The organism is Streptomyces sp. NPDC096324 (assembly GCF_044763015.1).
Classification (GTDB): domain Bacteria; phylum Actinomycetota; class Actinomycetes; order Streptomycetales; family Streptomycetaceae; genus Streptomyces.
The window spans coordinates 557,496-573,718 of record NZ_JBIWFK010000004.1 but is presented as its reverse complement, the minus strand read 5'-3'; the positions used below and the strand labels follow the sequence as shown (position 1 = coordinate 573,718).

Below are 16,223 nucleotides of genomic sequence, written 5' to 3'. Positions count from 1 at the left end.
CCGGACGGCGGATGTTCACATGTCCAGCACGATTCGCCCACCTCGTGTCCGCGAGACGCAGATGAGCATCGAGTCGTCACGCTCCGCGTCCGTCAGCAGTTCGTCCCGGTGCTCGATCTCCCCCTCCAGGACACGTTGCCGACAGGTTCCGCAGAATCCCTGCTCGCAGGAGTAGAGCGTGCCGGGCAGCTCCGCGCGGACCGCGGCGAGGACCGTCGTGCCGGCGGGCACGGTCACCGTGCGTCCGCTGCGCCGCAGTTCGACCTCGAAGGCGGTGTCGCCCCCGTCGGGCGCGCGGGCGGTGAACCGCTCCAGGTGCAGTGCCGCCCCGTCCGGGATCCGCGCCGCGACCGCGGCCATGAGCCCGTCGGGTCCGCAGCAGTAGACCGCCGTGCCCGGGACGGTATCCGCGAACAGCGCGTCCAGGTCCGGCAGTCCGTCCTCGTCCTCGGCGACGACGGTGACCTTCGAGCGGTCCAGCTTCTCGATCTCCTCCAGGAACGGCATCGAGGCACGGGTCCGGCCGCCGTACAGCAACCGCCAGTCGGTGCCCTCCGGGAGGGCCCGCAGCATCGGCAGCACCGGGGTGATCCCGATCCCGCCCACGACGAAGACGTACGCCGGTGCCGCCACGAGCGGGAAGCGGTTGCGCGGTCCGCGCACCTCGACCCGCATGCCCTCCCGGAGGTTCTCGTGCACCTCGCGCGAGCCGCCGCGCCCGTCCTCGACGAGCCGGGTCGCGACGGTGTACGCGGAGCGGTCCTCCGGGTCCCCGCACAGGGAGTACTGCCGGACGAGCCCCGAGGGCAGCACCAGGTCGAGGTGGGCTCCCGGCTCCCAGGGCGGCAGTTCGGCTCCCTCCAGGCGCGTCAGGACGACGCCGTCGGCGACGCGCTCGTGCCGGGCGACCCGCAGCCGCAGGGCCCGGGTGCGGGGCCGGCCGGAGCGGGGGTCCTCCAGGGCGGGCAGCGGCCACAGCGGTGACGCCTCGATCCGGCGGCGCATAGCCCGTCGTACGAGCACGGCCGCACCGGCCACGGCGACGACGGTCCGCAGTCCGGGCATCACGCGGCATCCGTGTTCTTCTCGGCGGCCGTGGCGGCGGGGGAGGAGGCGAGATAGGCGATCGCCTGCTCGGTGGAGGCCTCCTGCGAGGGGTGGTAGGTGCGGCTGAGGTAGCGGGGGACGGACCTCAGCAGGTCCCCGGTCGGCGGCAGCACGCCCCGCTTTCCGCTGGTGTGGAACTCCTTGAAGCTCGCCCTGCCGTTCACGAGCGTCGGATCGTTCTCCATGAAGAACCGGGCGCCGCGCTGCCACAGGAAGACGAGCGCGGTGAAGGCGGTCGCCCAGGTCCGCGCACGCCGCCGGTAGCTGCCGTCGACGTGCTGGAACAGGTCGAACGCCACCGAGCGGTGCTCGACCTCCTCCGCGCCGTGCCAGCGCATCAGGTCCAGCATGACCGGGTCGGCCCCGCGCCGGTCCAGTTCCCCGGCGTTCAGGATCCAGTCGCCGAGGAAGGCGGTGTAGTGCTCGATCGCGGCGATCAGGGCGACGCGCTCCAGCAGCCACCAGCGGCGCGCCCGGCCCGGGGGCAGCGTCCGGTCGCCGAGCAGCTTCTCGAAGAGCCAGTCGACCTGCGCGGTGTACGGCGTCGGGTCGAGCCCCAGCTCCGCCAGGTGGGGCAGCACCTCGTCGTGCGCCTGCGAGTGCGTGGCCTCCTGCCCGATGAACCCGATGACGTCCTCGCGCAGCCGCTCGTCCCGGATGAGGGGCAGGACCTGCCGGTACACGTGCACGAACCATCGCTCGCCGGCCGGCAGCAGCAGATGCAGCACGTTCATGGTGTGCGTGGCGAACGGCTCGTCGGGCACCCAGTGCAGCGGTGTGTCCTCCCACGAGAACGACACCTTCCGTGCCTTGAGAGCCGTCCGCTCGGACTCGACCGGCCGGGGCTGCCGGGCCTGCGTGTTAGACATGGCGTCAATGTACTGACGGGTAGGCGCTCGGAGAAGCCCCGTGCGCCCACTTGTTTACGTCCGTGTCAGCAATCCGTGCCGGGTGTCCGTTCCATTGTGGTGCACGGACGTTCAGTGCAGCCCGGTGATGTGCCGGCCGTCCGTCAGGGTTCCCTTCAGCTCGGCCCGCGATCCCTGCGTCGTCCGTACGGTGAGCAGGGGCCCCGCCGCGGAGCCGCGCACCCCGCCCGTCGCCTCGACCGAGGCCGTGCCCTTGCCGCCGGCCGCGAGGAGATACCACGCTCCCGCGCCCGACTTCCACAGCACACCGGCGAGCACCTGCGGATCGCGGGAGCCGCAGGCGGGGGAGTTCTCGGCCTGCGCGACGACCGCCCCGTACGTTCCGCCCGGGGTACGGAACTGGGCCATCACCCGGGTGCCGACGCCCCGCCAGGTGTCGGCGCGCGTACACACCCAGGCGGCCGATCCGCTCCCGTCGGGCAGCGGCTGGCGCGCGTACCCCCAGGCGTTCACGGTCCGCACGCCCTGCGAGCGCGCCGAGGCCAGCGAGCACGCGATGGGCGCCCACTCCCGCAGGTTCTCCGCTCCCGCCGCCTCCCGGGGCGCGGCCGGACGGCCCGCGGTGAGGTGGGCCGGGATCAGCTCGCCGAGGTCGGTCAGCAGCCGGCTGCCCGAGGAGTCCTCGACCTGGAGCACGTTCCACGACGTGCACGCGCCGCTCGCCGGCGGTCCGGCCAGCGGGGAGGTGGAACCGTCCGCGGACAGCGTGAGGTCCATCGCCCCGGCGGAGGGCTTCAGCAGGTCACGCTCGGCGGCCCTGGTCACCCAGGGGGCCGTCAGATAGCGGACGTTGCCGTCGGCCCGCCCCAGCAGCACCGCGCTCGCCTCCGCCCCCTTCGCCCCGTCGACCCGCGCGAAGTCGAGGGCCGTGCCGCTCGTGCCGTCCTTCGCCTCGGCGTAGCGCACGACGCGCAGACCGTCGTAGAAGAGCACCACGCGGGCCTGGTCGACAATGCCCGCGTACAGCAGTTGGGGCGGTCCGGGCGGGGCGCCGGTGGGGGTGCCGGGCGTCCCCGCCACGTGGACGGAGTCGCCGGGCCTGGCCCAGACGGCGAGCGCGCGCCGCAGCAGCGCGGAGTCGTCGACGAGACCGCCGCGCGCGGGCCAGACGGAGAAGTCGGTGCGCGCGGAGGTCTCCCAGGCCGCGGGCGCCACCCGCTGCACCCTGGCCGGGTCGAGCGCGGCCTCGGCGGCCGGGTTCTGCGCGTAGGAGGGGGCCGCGGCGCCGTCCGGGCCCCAGCCGTCGCCGGGCAGCGCGAGCAGCGCCCCGCACACGGCCACGGCGGCGGTGGCGACGAGCGCGGCCTTCATGTGCTGCCTGCGCCGCATCAGATCGGTGGGCCGGGCCTGCAGCGAGCAGGGGTCGAACTCGGGGGAGTCGAGCAGCGCGTCCCGCGCCTCGACGGCCGAGGCCTCCTTCAGCGCCGCGGCCGGGTCCTCGACCCCCGCGGCCGTCAGCACCTGGCGCAGCCGCGGGTCGGCCAGCTTGTCCAGGGCGCGCAGCACGTACGCGGCACGGGCCGGCCCCGAGAGCGCGGACAGCCGCTGGTCCAGGGTCAGTTCGTCGGCGCCGCCCGAGCGCGGGAAGAGCCGCAGACCCCACACCTGGGGGAGGAACGGCGGAAGCTGGGACCGCTTGGGCCACGCCCACCGCTTCAGCGGCAGCCCGGCCTCCAGCGCCATCCGCACCACCTGGAGGCGTACGAAGGCGTAGCCCGGGTCGCCGTCACGGCCCCCGCCGCTCTGCTGGGTGGGGATCACCGAGGCGTCGCCCGCCGCCCGGCCCCGGGGCAGCGCGCGCTGGGTGAGGGCGTGCGCGGTCAGCACCCGCCGGTTGCGGCCGAGGCTCGGCGGAAGCGTCAGATAGGCGAGCCGGACCAGCCGCGGATAGTGCTCGACGAGGGCGGCCTCGGCCTGCTCGACGTCGACGACGGCTCCGGAGGAGGGTGCGGGGCGCGGGGCTACATCCTGTGACTGCACGTTCAGCAGAACGAGCGAATCGGCGGATGGTCACCGGCCCCGCCGGGCGGCCGGGGAATCCGCGGACGCGTCCGGGGACTCAGTCCGCGGATTCCCCGGGTTCCACGAGAAGGCGGGCGTAGTTCGCCATCGACCGCTGGTAGCGCGGCAGATGGGGGGCCAGCGCGCCGATGACCAGGGCCAGGCCCTCGCGCTCGCGGCCGAGGTCGGCGAGGCAGAGCGCCAGCGTGGCCCGTACCGCGTCGTCCAACTCGTCCGAGGGGGTCACGAGTTCGGGGGTGAGGAGCTTGACGCCCTCGTCCGCCTCGCCGATGTTCCGCAGCGAGCTGGAGAGCTGGATCTTCGCCCGGCGGCCCTTGTACCCGCTCAGGCCGTGGGCGAGTGCCTCCCGGTACAGGGGGACGGCCTTGTCGGAATGGCCCGTCGAGTCCCAGGCGCAGGCCTGCTCGAAGAGGCCGAGGGGGCTGTCCTCGGGCAGTTCGGCGACCAGCGCGTCGATCACCGCCCGGAAGTCCGCCGCCCGCTCTTCCTCGTAGTCGTCGAAACGGGCCCAGGCGGCCGCCGTACGCTCTTCCCAGTCTTCGTTCACGGGTGCCACCCTCGCACAGCCGTGTCCCGGGCGGTACCGGGTTCCCGTCCGCGGGCGGGGCGCATTGAGCAGGGGAGTGCCCGCAGCCGTATCGAAGGCAGAGCCCTCGCCGGGGCTCTTCTCGGCGTGAACGCCGACAGGTACCGGAGGAACGTATGAGGTTGACACGCGGGAAGCTTCTGGCCGGGGCGGCCGTCGCCGCTCTGCTGGCCCTGACCGGCTGCGGCGGCGGATCGGACGCCAAGGACGGCGCGGCCGAGGAGACCACCGTCCCGGCGACTGCGACCGGCAGTCTGGAGGAGCTGGCCGCCGAGGTGAAGTGCAAGCCAAGCATCCAGACCGACGCGGACGAGATCCGCCAGGGTGTCTGCAAGATCGGCACCGGCAAGTTCATCCTGGCGACCTTCGCCACCGACCGCGGCCAGCGCGAGTGGCTCGACGGGGCCAAGGACTACGGCGGTTCGTACCTCGTGGGTGCCAAGTGGGTCGCCGTCGGGGACCAGAAGATGGTCACGACGCTGCGCGGCCGGCTCGGCGGGACCCTGGAGCAGGGGACCTCGCACGGGGCCGGGCACTCCGGTCACCACGGCGGCTGACCGGAGCGGGTTCCCGGCGCGGTCGCCACAGCGGCCGACCGGCCCGACCGGGCAGGTTCCGGGCGTACACGACAGAAGGCCGGTGACGGGAGATCCCGTCACCGGCCTTCGTCTCAGGGTGTTACTTGCAACGCTGACCGTTGTTGATGCAGGTGACCATCTTGTTCATCAGGTTCTCGTCGAAGACGTTGATGAAGTCGTCGTGGTCGGTGGTGGCCTTGTGGAGCTGCTCCGGGAAACCGTCCACCGCGTAGGCGTTCTTGATCTGCCCGTTGGTGAGGGTCGGGGCCCGGAAGCCGTAGACCAGGCGCATCGTGAGCTGCGGGATGGCCTTGAAGCCGTTGGCGCAGTTGCCCTGGGCGTCGGCGAAGGCCACGTGGGTGCGGTGGTTCGCGCTGTCGGCGTTCACCCCGTCCCAGCAGCTCTGGAAGGCGAAGGTGCGGACCACGGTGCTGCCGCGCGGGCAGATCGGGTACTGCGCCGTCAGCTGCACCTTGTTCTCGAAGCCGGTGCAGCTCCAGTGGGCGTTGGCGTTCGCGAGACCGTTGGTCGTGGTCTTGGCGTCACCGGTGATGATGCGCAGGAACTTCGGCATCGCGACGACCTTGCTGGTCGGATTGCCGACGAACTTGATCTGCGCCTGCCGCACCTGCTGGATCTGGCCGACGTTGAGTTCCTTGCCGCCACCCAGGTTGTTCTGGTCGAAGTCCTGCGTGCCGTTCTGGATACGCACGACCGGCCAGTAGTACGACGACTTGTCGCCCTGGTTGGCGCAGGACGTCTGGGCCGCCGCGAAGGTGTCGTTGGTGGCGAAGGCGTCGTTCGACTGGTTGCCGACGTAGTCGTGCAGGTGGTGCGCACCGTTGGTGACACCGGGCGCCACGATCACGTTGTCCGTGTTGAACTTCTTGTTCGCGTTGACACCGCAGGACGTCGTGAACACACCGGACGAACCGGCCGCCTGGGTACGGGCCTTGCGGGCGACGTTCGGCTGGACCTTCGTGATGTCGACGAAGTCGGCCGCGACCGGGCCGTTGCCGGCCTGTCCGCCGTTGCCCGCCTGCGCACCGCCGCCGGCGGCGGGGGCGCTCGCACTCGCGGAGGCACCCGCACCGGCACCCGCGCCGGCGTTGGCACCGGCGCCGGCGCTCGCGCTCGCGGACGGAGCGGCCGTGGCACCGCCGTTGTTCTGTCCGCCGTTGGCCTGTCCGGCCGCGGGCTGTCCCGTGCAGTTGGAGAGACCGTCGAGCCAGCCCGGAGCCTTGCCGCCGACGCGGTTGATCTCCAGCTTGATCCGGTCGATGATCACCGACCGGTTCTGCTTGAGCGGCGTCAGGATGGAGTTCTGGACGAAGCTCGCGTCCCTGGCCTGCGCGTCACGCGTGGTCGCGAGCCGCTGGTAGGCGGCGGTGATCTGCTGGTCGAGCGTCGCCAGCTCTCCGTCGACCTGGCCCCGCGCCTGATTCGGAACGTTGGACAGCTTCTGGCCGACGTCCGGACACTGAATGGTGGCCACCTGTGCGGGCGCGGCCTTGGTGGTGTTCTGGCCCGAGTTGTTGCTCTCGTGTGCGGAGGCGTAGAAATTCGCCCAGACCAGCCCACCCCCGCCGATCGCGAGCGCTGCCGACGCGGCGATGGCGCGAACGGCCAGCGGCGAACGGCGTTTTCGAATGTTGCGTCCCATGGAACTCCTCTGACTTCCTTGCGGGGCAGCGAGGCGCCCGACAGGAGTGAAGCGGCTCCATTCCATACGCGGGAGGTGCGCGAGGTGTTCAGGGGTCTCGAAAGAATCTTAGAAAGCCGTGAGACCAATTCGGTCACAATGGCCCCAGAAGCCCGCGAATTCCCGGGAGTTGATCTCGGAATTCAGGTTTGAGAGTCAATTCTTGACTCGTATTCAGTAACCGACGACTCCGCGAGAGCACGGCCGGTCGTCGCGGGGTGTGTCCGGACCGACCTCAACTGCCGGACCGCGCGGTCGAGTTCGAGGCCGGCCCGGGGCCGTCCCGGTCCCGGCCGTCCAGTCCGCACTCCGTCCGTGCGGCGGGTTCGGAACGGCCGAGCCGGGAATTCCCGCATTCACATGCCGAGGACCTTCGCCTCCAGCGCGGGATCCAGTCCCACCGCCGGCCGGTCGGTACGCAGGGGCGCGGCACCGCCGAGTGACCGGAGCCAGCTCCAGGTGTCCTCGACGGTCTCCTCGACGGGGCGGCACCGCAGCCCGGTCCGCAGGGCCCGCGAGACATCGCCCGAGTACACCGAGGTGTGCAGCTCGCTCCTCGGGGGCACCCACACCGGAAGCTGCGTCCACGGCTCGATCCCGGCGCCCAGCACGGCCTCGGGGTCCGTCCAGCGGAGCTCGGCCCGCGCCCCGGTGGCGCGGACGCACGCGTCGAGCAGCGCCCCCATCGTGCCGTGCCCCGGGGCGCTCACCAGGTTGTACGGTCCGTCGAGTTCCGCCTCCACGGCGCCGAGCGTCCACTCCGCCAGATCCCGGACGTCGATGTACTGGAGCGGCAGCTCGCGCGGCCCGGGAGCGAGCACCGGACCCCCCGCCGCGATCCGGGTCAGCCACCACGGCAGCCGCCCGACGTTCTCGTACGGCCCGAGGATCAGTCCGCACCGCACGAACAGCGAACGCCCGCCGCCGAACGCCTCGACGGCGGCCAGTTCCCCGCCGCGCTTGTCCCGGGCGTAGTCGGTCGCGTCCGCGCCGGCCGACGCGCCCTCCACGAGCGGCGCGTTCTCGGCGTACCCGGCGGTGCGGGGCCACGCGTACACCGAGCAGCTCGACACGTACACGTACCGGGACGCCCGCCCGGCCAGCAGACGTGCCGCGTCCCGTACGTGCCGAGGCGCCGCCGACCAGGTGTCCACGACGGCGTCCCACGTGTCCGTGGTCCCGGCGAGTGCCGCGAGCCCGTCCGGCGAGGTGCGGTCGCCCAGCAGCGACCGCGCCCCGGCCGGGGGTTCGTGCCGGCCGCGGTGGAAGACGGTGACGTCCCACCCCCGCGCGAGCGCGGCCTCCACGACCGCGCGCCCCACGAACTCCGTACCGCCCAGCATCAGAAGTCTCCGTGTCATACGGACGACTCTGCCCGCACGGCCCGCCCCGCGGCACGCGAATCTGCTGACAGAAGATGCGCGGGGCCGGCCGGTGCCCGGCCGCGGCCGGGCCGTTCTCCGAGCCCCTGGGTCAACGGCCGGTCGGCGGGGTGTACTTGTACCCCACCCGGCGCACCGTCTGGATCGCCAGCCGGTGCCGGGCGCCGAGCTTGCGGCGCAGCCGGGCGACATGGACGTCGACGGTCCGTCCGTCGCCGACGTGTCCGTAGCCCCACACCGTGGAGACCAACTGGTCACGGGTGTGGACCCGGTGCGGATGGCGGACGAGGTGCGCGAGCAACTCGAACTCCAGGTAGGTCAGGTCCAGTACGTGTCCGTCGACCTCGGCGGTGCGCTGCACCGTGTCGACGCGCACCAGCGGGTCGACGGCGCCGTCGCCGGCGGTGGTGTTCGGGGTGTCGGTCACGGTGCCGGGGGCGGCCGGGAACTGCGCGGGGCCCGTCACGGCGACCGGCAGCAGGGGCTGCTGGTCCGCCGGTACGAGGACCAGGTAACCGATCATCGGCGGCTGCCCCGGCTGCCCCGGCAGCACGGGCAGCGCGTTCTGCGGAGCGGGCAGCCAAGTGGCGCCCGGCGGGAGGAAGGTGACCCCGCTCTCGGCTTCGTTCGAGCGGGGGAGGCCCCAGTCCTCGTCCCGGTCGACGGCGCGCAGCCGGTGCCGTGCCGGGGCGGTCGAGGGGGCGGGAGGGGGTGCGACGGAGGAGAGGGAACGAGTGGTCACCATGAGAGGTCAGCTCTTTCGCGCGAGAAGTTCGTCGGGAGGTTCGACGACCGCGAGTTCGTGGTCGGAGCCGTCGAGGACGTACGTCGTGCGCGCTGGCCGAAGGCCGGGGTGTACGGCTTTAGAGGGCCGGCGCGTTCGTCGCGCGACAACACACCCGGTCGAAGTCGTGGTGCTGACGGGAGGGCCAGAAGGGCTCGAGGTCATGGCGACCCGTCGCGAGGCGCTTCTGGAAGATGCACATGACTCCATTGAAGCAGACACAGCCCCGTAACAGGACCCTCCTCTCACTGCTCGGACGCCTTCTTGGCGCGAACCGGACACCGCGCCGATCAGCCCGTCGGGCGGGGCCCCGAGGACGACGCGAAGGGGCGCCCACCGTCACGGTGGGCGCCCCTTCGGGACAACTGGGCGGGATCAGACCTGGCCGGCCTTCTCCAGGGCGGTGCAGCAGGTGTCGACGATGAGACGCGTCACGACGTACGGGTCGACGTTCGCGTTCGGACGGCGGTCCTCGATGTAGCCCTTGCCGTCCTTCTCGACCTGCCACGGGATGCGGACCGAGGCACCGCGGTCGGAGACGCCGTAGCTGTACTCGTTCCACGGGGCGGTCTCGTGCAGACCCGTCAGACGGTCGTCGATGCCGGCGCCGTAGTTCTTGACGTGGTCCATCGGCTTGGAGCCCTCGCCGAGCGACTCGCACGCGGTGATGATCGCGTCGTAGCCCTCGCGCATCGCCTTGGTGGAGAAGTTGGTGTGCGCGCCCGCGCCGTTCCAGTCGCCCTTCACCGGCTTCGGGTCCAGCGTCGCGGAGACGCCGAAGTCCTCGGCGGTGCGGTAGAGCAGCCAGCGGGCGACCCAGAGCTGGTCCGAGACCTCCAGCGGCGACAGCGGGCCGACCTGGAACTCCCACTGGCCGGGCATGACCTCGGCGTTGATGCCGGAGATGCCGAGGCCCGCCTTGAGACAGTTGTCCAGGTGCGCCTCGACGACGTCACGGCCGAAGATCTCGTCGGCGCCGACACCGCAGTAGTAGCCGCCCTGCGCGGCCGGGAAGCCGCCCTCGGGGAAGCCGAGCGGACGGGCGCCCTTGAAGAAGGTGTACTCCTGCTCGATGCCGAAGATCGACTCCTGCGCGGCGAACTTCTCCGCGACCTCGGCCAGCGCGGCGCGGGTGTTGGACTCGTGCGCCGTCATGTCGATGTTCAGGACCTCGCACAGGACGAGGATGTCGTCGCCGCCGCGGATCGGGTCCGGGAAGCTGGCCACGGGCTTGAGTACGCGGTCCGAGGCGTGACCCTCGGCCTGGTTCGTCGAGGAGCCGTCGAAGCCCCAGATCGGCAGCTCCGCACCCTTTGCGTCGTCGGCCAGGATCTTCGTCTTGGAACGAAGCTTGGCCGTCGGCTCGGTGCCGTCGATCCAGATGTACTCAGCCTTGAAGCTCACGGGCCACATCCTTCGGGGTGGGTCTTGAACGCACTTGCGGGTGCTGCGGCGCTGCGGCACTGGGGCGCCGCCGGGGATGTCCGGAAGCCTGTCAACCAGCGATTTCCCGAGCGTTGCCCGAATGTGAACCCCGTGTTACCTGGGTCGTATGTGCCCGGTCTCACACGGCCCGTTCCGCCGTGGCCGTCCGCGTGCGATCGTTCGCGACCGCGACGGCCCGGCGGGTCACCCGCCGTGGACCAGGAGGTCCGCCGGGGTCCGCTCGTATGCGATCCGGGTGAGAGCGGTCATGGGGTATGTGCCCCGTTTCAGGTCGAGTTGTCCGTACGAGGGGAGTCGCCGCGTCTTCGTGAAGGGCCGCCCGCGCGCGCGAAAGCCCTGCCGTCGCCGACCCGGAACAGGTCGGCGACGACAGGGCTTTCGGTGCGTTCTGCCCGTTATCCCACCTTCTGGATGAGGGCCCGGCGGATCAGGAACTTGCCCGGCTCGCGGACCTGTTCGAAGGCCGCGTTGTTCAGCAGGGCGCAACTGCCGGACACCGAGGTGACCTGAACGGTCGTGGACTTGTTGTTGTCCAGGTTGGTGACCTTCAGCTTCGTCCCGGCCGGGAACTGGTTGCTGGACGCGGCCGGTGCGCCGCCCTCGCCGGAGAGCGTGACGGTCGAACCGTTGCAGACCTGCTGCCCGGTCGCGGCACCGCCGCCCGCGTTGTTCGCGGGGGCGCTCTGCGCCGGAGCCGCGGGGGCGGCCTGGGCCGGCGCGGACTGCGCGGGCTGCTGAGCGTTCTGCTGACCGGTCTGGGAGCCCTGAGCCGATTCCCCGACAGCGCAGCCCGACGCCTGCTGCTGAACCTTGATCTGCGCGATGACCGCTTCACGGTTCGCGATTCTGGCCGCCGACTGGGAGTCGGGGTGGGCCTTCTGGTCCGCGATGAAATTCTGGTTGTTGCCGAGCGCGGTGGCCAGACCCTGGCACGCGACCGAGGTCTGAGCGGTCTGCACGGAGGCCGCGTTCGAGGTGGCGGCCAGGGCGAAGGCCCCGCCGCCGGCCACGGTCGCCGCGCTGACCAGCAGGGCGATCTTCTTCTTCGTGCTGAGAGTTCTCCTACGCGACATGCGCGCCTCCAGAGGGTGGGGGAGCGTTACGTCGCTATGTACGAGATGCCGAACGAGGTTGCTCAACGGTTACGGCATTCACTTAAGTAACCTGGATCACACGGAAGTTGGGGAGAGCGGCCCGGCTACCGGGACAGGGCGTCCCGTACGGCGTCCTCCGTGCGGCCCACCAGCGCCGTCCCGTCGTCCGCGGTGATGATCGGCCGCTGGATGAGCTTCGGGTGCTCGGACAGCGCCTTGATCCACCGGTCCCGTGAACCGGCGTCCCGCGCCCAGTCCTTGAGCCCGAGCTCCTTCGCCTCGGGCTCACCGGTGCGTGTGATGTCCCACGGTTCGAGGCCGAGACGGTCGAGGACGCCCCGGATCTCGTCCTCGGAGGGCACGTCCTCCAGGTAGCGGCGGACGGTGTACTCGGCGCCCTCGGCGTCGAGCAGGCTGATCGCGCTGCGGCACTTCGAACAGGCCGGATTGATCCAGATCTCCATGCAGCACACGTTACGGCAGACACCCTTCGACGCTGCCGTCACGGCACCCCCAAAGCCCCTGTGGCCAGCGACTATTGTCAGTGGGCGGCGGTAGAATAGAAGCAGTGTTCGAGGGTGTCGCCGGGGGGTCCGGACGGCGCCCTGACCACGACAGGAGGATTGCCTGTGCCCGCTGCCGCACTGAAGCCGCTGCCCACCCAGTCCACGTCCAAGACGGCGGTCCCGCTGGATCTGCCGTACGAGCCCGTGGCGAAGCGCCCGCTCCCGCCGGGGCGCCCCCGCGACTGGTACGTCACGCACAACCGCCGGCTCAAGGCGATGCGCATCGCCATTGCCCTGCTCGACTCCGGCGTCCACGTGCCGAACCAGGCCCGCGACGAGAAGATCCGCAGCACCGCGCGACTCATCGGCGTGCACCCGCCGTCGGACACCACGTGCCACATGGTGCGTGCCCTGATGAGGTACGCGCGCTGAGAGTCCGGGCGCGACCCTGAGGTGCCGGGTGCACCCGCCCCACAGCGGGAGCACCCGACACCGCTCCCGATCCCGGCACCGACGCCGACCGAGGTGCCGACGCCGGGCGCCGGACCGGCCTCGGCACTGATCCCGCCCCGGCGCGGAACCCGGGCCAGGCTTTCAGCGCTGATCCAGGCCCCGGCACCGGGCCCGCCCCGGCACCGGGCCCGCCTCGGCGCCGGAACCGTCCGCGGGCCCGGCCCGGTTCTCACTCCGCCGACAACTCCCGCTCCAGGGGTGTCCGGAAGCGGGGTGTGATCCGGGTTTCGCCCACCCATGCCCGCAGGCGCTCGGCCTCCGCCGCGATCGCGTCCCGGGCCTCGCGGCCGACGTCCTGGCCGGCCGGCAGCCGCCAGACGATCTCGCCGTCGGGCCGCTGCGCCCACCCGCCGACCACCCGTCCGTCCCACCACACCGTCGGCCCGACATTGCCGCTGCGGTCGAAGAGGGCGGGCCGCATGGACGGTTCGAGGAACCAGTCCCGCTCCGGCCGGCTCATGGGCGCCGGGTCGAGGGCGGGCAGCAGGGCGGCCCAGGGCGCGCCCGGCTCCTCGACGGGGCCGTCGTCGCCCGCCGCCACATACCCCGTGAGCCCGTCATCGAGCGAGACGGCGACCGCCCCGCTCGCGGCCAGCGCCCGCCGTACGTCGGTGACCTTCCACCCCGTCCACCACTTCAGGTCCGCCTCGGTGGCGGGCCCGCACGCCATGAGCCAGCGGTTCAGCAGCTCGGAGCGGGCCTCGGCGGGCGGGAGTTCGGGATACGGCGGCGCGATCGCCCAGCGGAACTGGCTCGACGTCCAGGATCCGAGCGGACGCCCCCGCACCACCCGCCCCTCGACCCCCAGCACCCGCATCAGGCGGGACGACACGGTGTGCACCCCCTCGTAGCTCTTCCCGGCCGCGTAGGGGAACTGCTCCTTCAACCGCGGCTCGTCGCCGGTGAGTTCGTTCACCGTGGCCTGTCCGCGCCGGGCCAGCGCGGCGAGCGCGGACGCCTCGACCTCGTCGAGCCACGCCTCGGTCAGCCGCCCGCCGCTTCCGGCGGTCATGTCCTTGACCAGTCCGGCACGGGCCTTCGCGGCGATGTCCAGCGCCGTCGAGGCGTGCACGACGGCCGCCAGGGCGCCGGGGAACACGAACACCGTGTGCCGCATGCCGTGCATCCGTACGAGGGAACGGTCCTCGTACAGCGCCCGCTCCACCTGGGCCACCGTCTCCCCGGCGTCCGCGAGACGCGCGCCCACCGCCAGGTACACCGTCGCCGGGTCGGTGCCGTGCAGCGCGACCAGCGAGTCCGCCACCTCCTCGGGGGTCGTGCCCCGTGCCGCGTCCGCGAGCCGCTGCCGCAGTCCGAGCCGTGCCCGCCGCTCCGCCACCCCGATGTGCCGCGGTTTCCCCGTCACGTCGTCTCCGTCCGGTCGCCCCGTGCTCCGCGTTCCGTGCCGCGCCCTTCGCGGCCCGTACGCCGTACTCCGCGTTCCTCATCCTGTCGAACGTTCGCCCGTCACGGGGCGGGGTTCACCCGTTGGACGCAGCCGGGCATGCGGCGGACCTGCCCGCGGCCTTGACTGGGGCCACCGCGAGGAAGCGGGATCCCGAGGCGCACCAGGACCACGTGGGGAGAGACGATGCAGCGCAGGGACGGCATACGAGGACCGGTCCGGCTGATCCTGGCCGTGTCCGTGGTGGCGGCCCTGGCCGCGCAACTGACCGCCTGTTCCGACGACAGCAGCCCCTCCAGCACCGCTTCCAAGGCCGCTTCCGCCGCTTCCAGGGCCGCGTCCGCCGTCTCCGAGGCCGCCTCCGCCGCCACCGAGGCCGGTGACGCCCTCGCCTCCGCGACCGCGGAGGCCGGCCGGAAGTTCGACGAGTTCAAGGGCGGCGCGGACGCCAAGGACGAGGTGAAGATCGACGGGACCGCGAGCCCCGACTCCGACGGGCGCGCCACGGTCAAGGTGACGGCGGCCAATCCCACCTCCTCGGCGAAGTCGTACGTCGTCCAGGTCGACTTCCGCGACCAGAGCGGCAACCTCCTCGACACGACCGTCGTGACGGTGAACGACGTCGCGGGAAACGCCTCCAAGGACGGCACCGCCCGCAGCAACCGCTCCCTCACCGGCGACGTCAAGACCGACGTCGCCCGCGCCGCGAGGCACTGACGGCCGTGCTCCGCAACAGCGTCACGGCCACCACCGCGGACCGGGCCGCCGTGGGCAGGGCGGCCCGCAAGCGGGTGCCCCGGTCCGCGCACGGCACCTGGATCCCCGCCGCCGACCGCCCCGACCCCGTCGGCCTCCTCCAGGCGCAGGGCAGGGACCGGCTCCCGGAACTGCTGCCGATCCGGTACGCCCGGATGGCGGCCTCACCGCTCGCGTTCCTGCGCGGGGGCGCCGCCGTCATGGCGGCCGACCTGGCCGCCCAGCCCCACACCGGACTCACCGTCCAGCTCTGCGGCGACGCCCATCTGCTGAACTTCGGGCTGTACGCCGCCCCGGAACGTCCCCTGCTCTTCGACCTCAACGACTTCGACGAGACCTTCCCCGGCCCCTTCGAGTGGGACGTCAAACGGCTCGCGGCCAGCGTCGCCGTCGCGGCCCGCGAGAACGGGCACAAGGAGGGGCACGTCTTCGGCGCGGCACGAGCCGCCGCCGGGCAGTACCGCGAGGCCGTGCGACGGCTGGCCCGGCAGGGCGAACTGACCGTCTGGTACCAGCACATCGACGCCGATCTGCTGCTGCCGCTGGTCCGCTCGGGACGCCGTCGCCGGCGCGCGGAGGCCACCCTCACCCGGGTCCGCCGGCGCACCAGCCTCCAGGCGCTCGGCAAACTCACCGAGAACGTCGGCGGACGCCGCCGCATCGTCCACGATCCGCCCCTGCTGGAACCGGCCGGAGCCATGGACATGGCCTCGCTCCGCAAGATCTTCAGCGACTACCGCTCCACGCTCCCCGAGGAACGACGGCTGCTCCTCGACCGCTACCGGTTCGTCGACGCGGCCCGCAAGACCGTCGGCGTGGGCAGCGTCGGCACCCGCTGCTTCATCGTGCTGCTCGCCGGGCGGGACGCCGACGACCCGCTGTTCCTCCAGATCAAGCAGGCGGGACGGTCCGTGCTCGAAGAGCATCTGCCCAGCGGTCCGTACGTCCATCCCGGGCGCCGGGTCGTCGCGGGCCAGCGGCTGATGCAGGCCGCCGGTGACGCCTTCCTCGGCTGGACGACCGGCCCCGAGGGGCGCGCGTTCTACTGGCGCCAGCTCCACGACACGAAGGGGTCCGCGGACGTCGCCGGCATGAGCCCGGGCGAACTGCGCGCCTACGCCCGACTGTGCGGCAGCGCGCTGGCCCGCGCGCACGCCCGCTCCGGCGACCGTGTCGCGATCGCCGCCTATCTCGGCGGCGCCGACACCTTCGAGCGTGCCGTCGCGGACTTCGCGCTGCGCTACACGGACCGCAACGCCACCGACCACGCGGCACTGGGCGCGGCGGTCATCGCGGGCGTGGTCCCGGCGGCCCCGGGGGTGTGAGCCGCGGGGCCGTGGGGCCGCCGGGTGTGAGCCGCGGGGTGCTTCGGACGGTGTGGACAGCGCGGCCCCGGTCGGCCGGGCCGCGCGG

Annotated in this window: 15 protein-coding genes; 4 read left to right on the top strand and 11 right to left on the bottom strand. The window is 72.2% G+C overall.

Annotation, left to right across the window (positions count from 1 at the left end):
• Nucleotides 1-15: 15 nt before the first annotated feature.
• The 4 genes from ACIQ7M_RS13295 to ACIQ7M_RS13280 all read right to left on the bottom strand — a co-directional run bounded on the left by ACIQ7M_RS13295 (nt 16) and on the right by ACIQ7M_RS13280 (nt 4,605).
• Nucleotides 16-1,065 (bottom strand): PDR/VanB family oxidoreductase, encoded by a 1,050-nt coding sequence (locus tag ACIQ7M_RS13295; protein WP_403643162.1) that lies wholly within the window; start codon nt 1,063-1,065, stop codon nt 16-18.
• A complete protein-coding gene (locus ACIQ7M_RS13290) occupies nt 1,065-1,976 on the bottom strand; it encodes a metal-dependent hydrolase (protein WP_403643159.1) in 912 nt (303 codons plus the stop codon). The genes ACIQ7M_RS13295 and ACIQ7M_RS13290 overlap by 1 nt, the downstream gene beginning before the upstream one ends.
• A gap of 111 nt (nt 1,977-2,087) precedes the next feature.
• Nucleotides 2,088-4,016, bottom strand: a complete 1,929-nt coding sequence (locus tag ACIQ7M_RS13285; protein WP_403643156.1) for a hypothetical protein — start codon at nt 4,014-4,016, stop codon at nt 2,088-2,090.
• Nucleotides 4,017-4,095: 79 nt separating this feature from the next.
• A complete protein-coding gene (locus ACIQ7M_RS13280) occupies nt 4,096-4,605 on the bottom strand; it encodes a tetratricopeptide repeat protein (protein WP_403643153.1) in 510 nt (169 codons plus the stop codon).
• Between the two features lie 155 nt (nt 4,606-4,760).
• Here ACIQ7M_RS13280 and ACIQ7M_RS13275 point away from each other — a divergent pair, with 155 nt between their 5' ends.
• Nucleotides 4,761-5,201, top strand: coding sequence for a hypothetical protein (locus tag ACIQ7M_RS13275; protein WP_355774839.1), 441 nt, complete (start codon nt 4,761-4,763; stop codon nt 5,199-5,201).
• A 121-nt stretch (nt 5,202-5,322) separates the two neighbouring features.
• Here ACIQ7M_RS13275 and ACIQ7M_RS13270 read toward each other — a convergent pair whose 3' ends face one another.
• From ACIQ7M_RS13270 to ACIQ7M_RS13245, 6 genes are all read right to left on the bottom strand, one after another.
• Entirely contained in the window at nt 5,323-6,885 is a 1,563-nt protein-coding gene (locus ACIQ7M_RS13270; protein WP_355774842.1) for a DUF1996 domain-containing protein, read from the bottom strand.
• A 395-nt stretch (nt 6,886-7,280) separates the two neighbouring features.
• Nucleotides 7,281-8,267 carry an NAD-dependent epimerase/dehydratase family protein gene (locus tag ACIQ7M_RS13265; protein WP_403643538.1) on the bottom strand — a complete coding sequence of 329 codons (987 nt, stop codon included), beginning with the start codon at nt 8,265-8,267 and terminating at the stop codon, nt 7,281-7,283.
• 130 nt (nt 8,268-8,397) lie between these two features.
• On the bottom strand, nt 8,398-9,051 hold the full coding sequence (locus tag ACIQ7M_RS13260; RefSeq protein WP_403643149.1) for a winged helix-turn-helix domain-containing protein: 654 nt from the start codon (nt 9,049-9,051) through the stop codon (nt 8,398-8,400).
• A gap of 414 nt (nt 9,052-9,465) precedes the next feature.
• Nucleotides 9,466-10,494 carry a glutamine synthetase gene (gene glnII / locus ACIQ7M_RS13255; protein ID WP_355774851.1) on the bottom strand — a complete coding sequence of 343 codons (1,029 nt, stop codon included), beginning with the start codon at nt 10,492-10,494 and terminating at the stop codon, nt 9,466-9,468.
• Nucleotides 10,495-10,931: 437 nt separating this feature from the next.
• Entirely contained in the window at nt 10,932-11,609 is a 678-nt protein-coding gene (locus ACIQ7M_RS13250) for a hypothetical protein (protein WP_355776190.1), read from the bottom strand.
• A 125-nt stretch (nt 11,610-11,734) separates the two neighbouring features.
• Nucleotides 11,735-12,094, bottom strand: coding sequence for an arsenate reductase family protein (locus tag ACIQ7M_RS13245; RefSeq protein WP_355776188.1), 360 nt, complete (start codon nt 12,092-12,094; stop codon nt 11,735-11,737).
• A gap of 165 nt (nt 12,095-12,259) precedes the next feature.
• On the opposite strand from ACIQ7M_RS13245, the gene ACIQ7M_RS13240 reads away from it, so the two are divergent.
• Nucleotides 12,260-12,568: a hypothetical protein gene (locus ACIQ7M_RS13240; RefSeq protein ID WP_355776186.1), complete on the top strand. Its 309-nt coding sequence runs from the start codon at nt 12,260-12,262 to the stop codon at nt 12,566-12,568.
• A gap of 250 nt (nt 12,569-12,818) precedes the next feature.
• Here the strand turns inward: ACIQ7M_RS13240 and ACIQ7M_RS13235 are convergent, their stop codons facing one another.
• The gene (locus ACIQ7M_RS13235) at nt 12,819-14,015 is read right to left on the bottom strand and encodes a winged helix DNA-binding domain-containing protein (RefSeq protein WP_403643144.1); all 1,197 of its coding nucleotides are present in this window, start codon (nt 14,013-14,015) and stop codon (nt 12,819-12,821) included.
• A 225-nt stretch (nt 14,016-14,240) separates the two neighbouring features.
• On the opposite strand from ACIQ7M_RS13235, the gene ACIQ7M_RS13230 reads away from it, so the two are divergent.
• Complete coding sequence (locus tag ACIQ7M_RS13230) at nt 14,241-14,771, top strand: hypothetical protein (RefSeq protein ID WP_355774783.1); 531 nt, start codon at nt 14,241-14,243, stop codon at nt 14,769-14,771.
• A 5-nt stretch (nt 14,772-14,776) separates the two neighbouring features.
• Nucleotides 14,777-16,135 carry a DUF2252 domain-containing protein gene (locus tag ACIQ7M_RS13225; protein ID WP_403643141.1) on the top strand — a complete coding sequence of 453 codons (1,359 nt, stop codon included), beginning with the start codon at nt 14,777-14,779 and terminating at the stop codon, nt 16,133-16,135.
• The last annotated feature ends 88 nt before the right edge of the window (nt 16,136-16,223 follow it).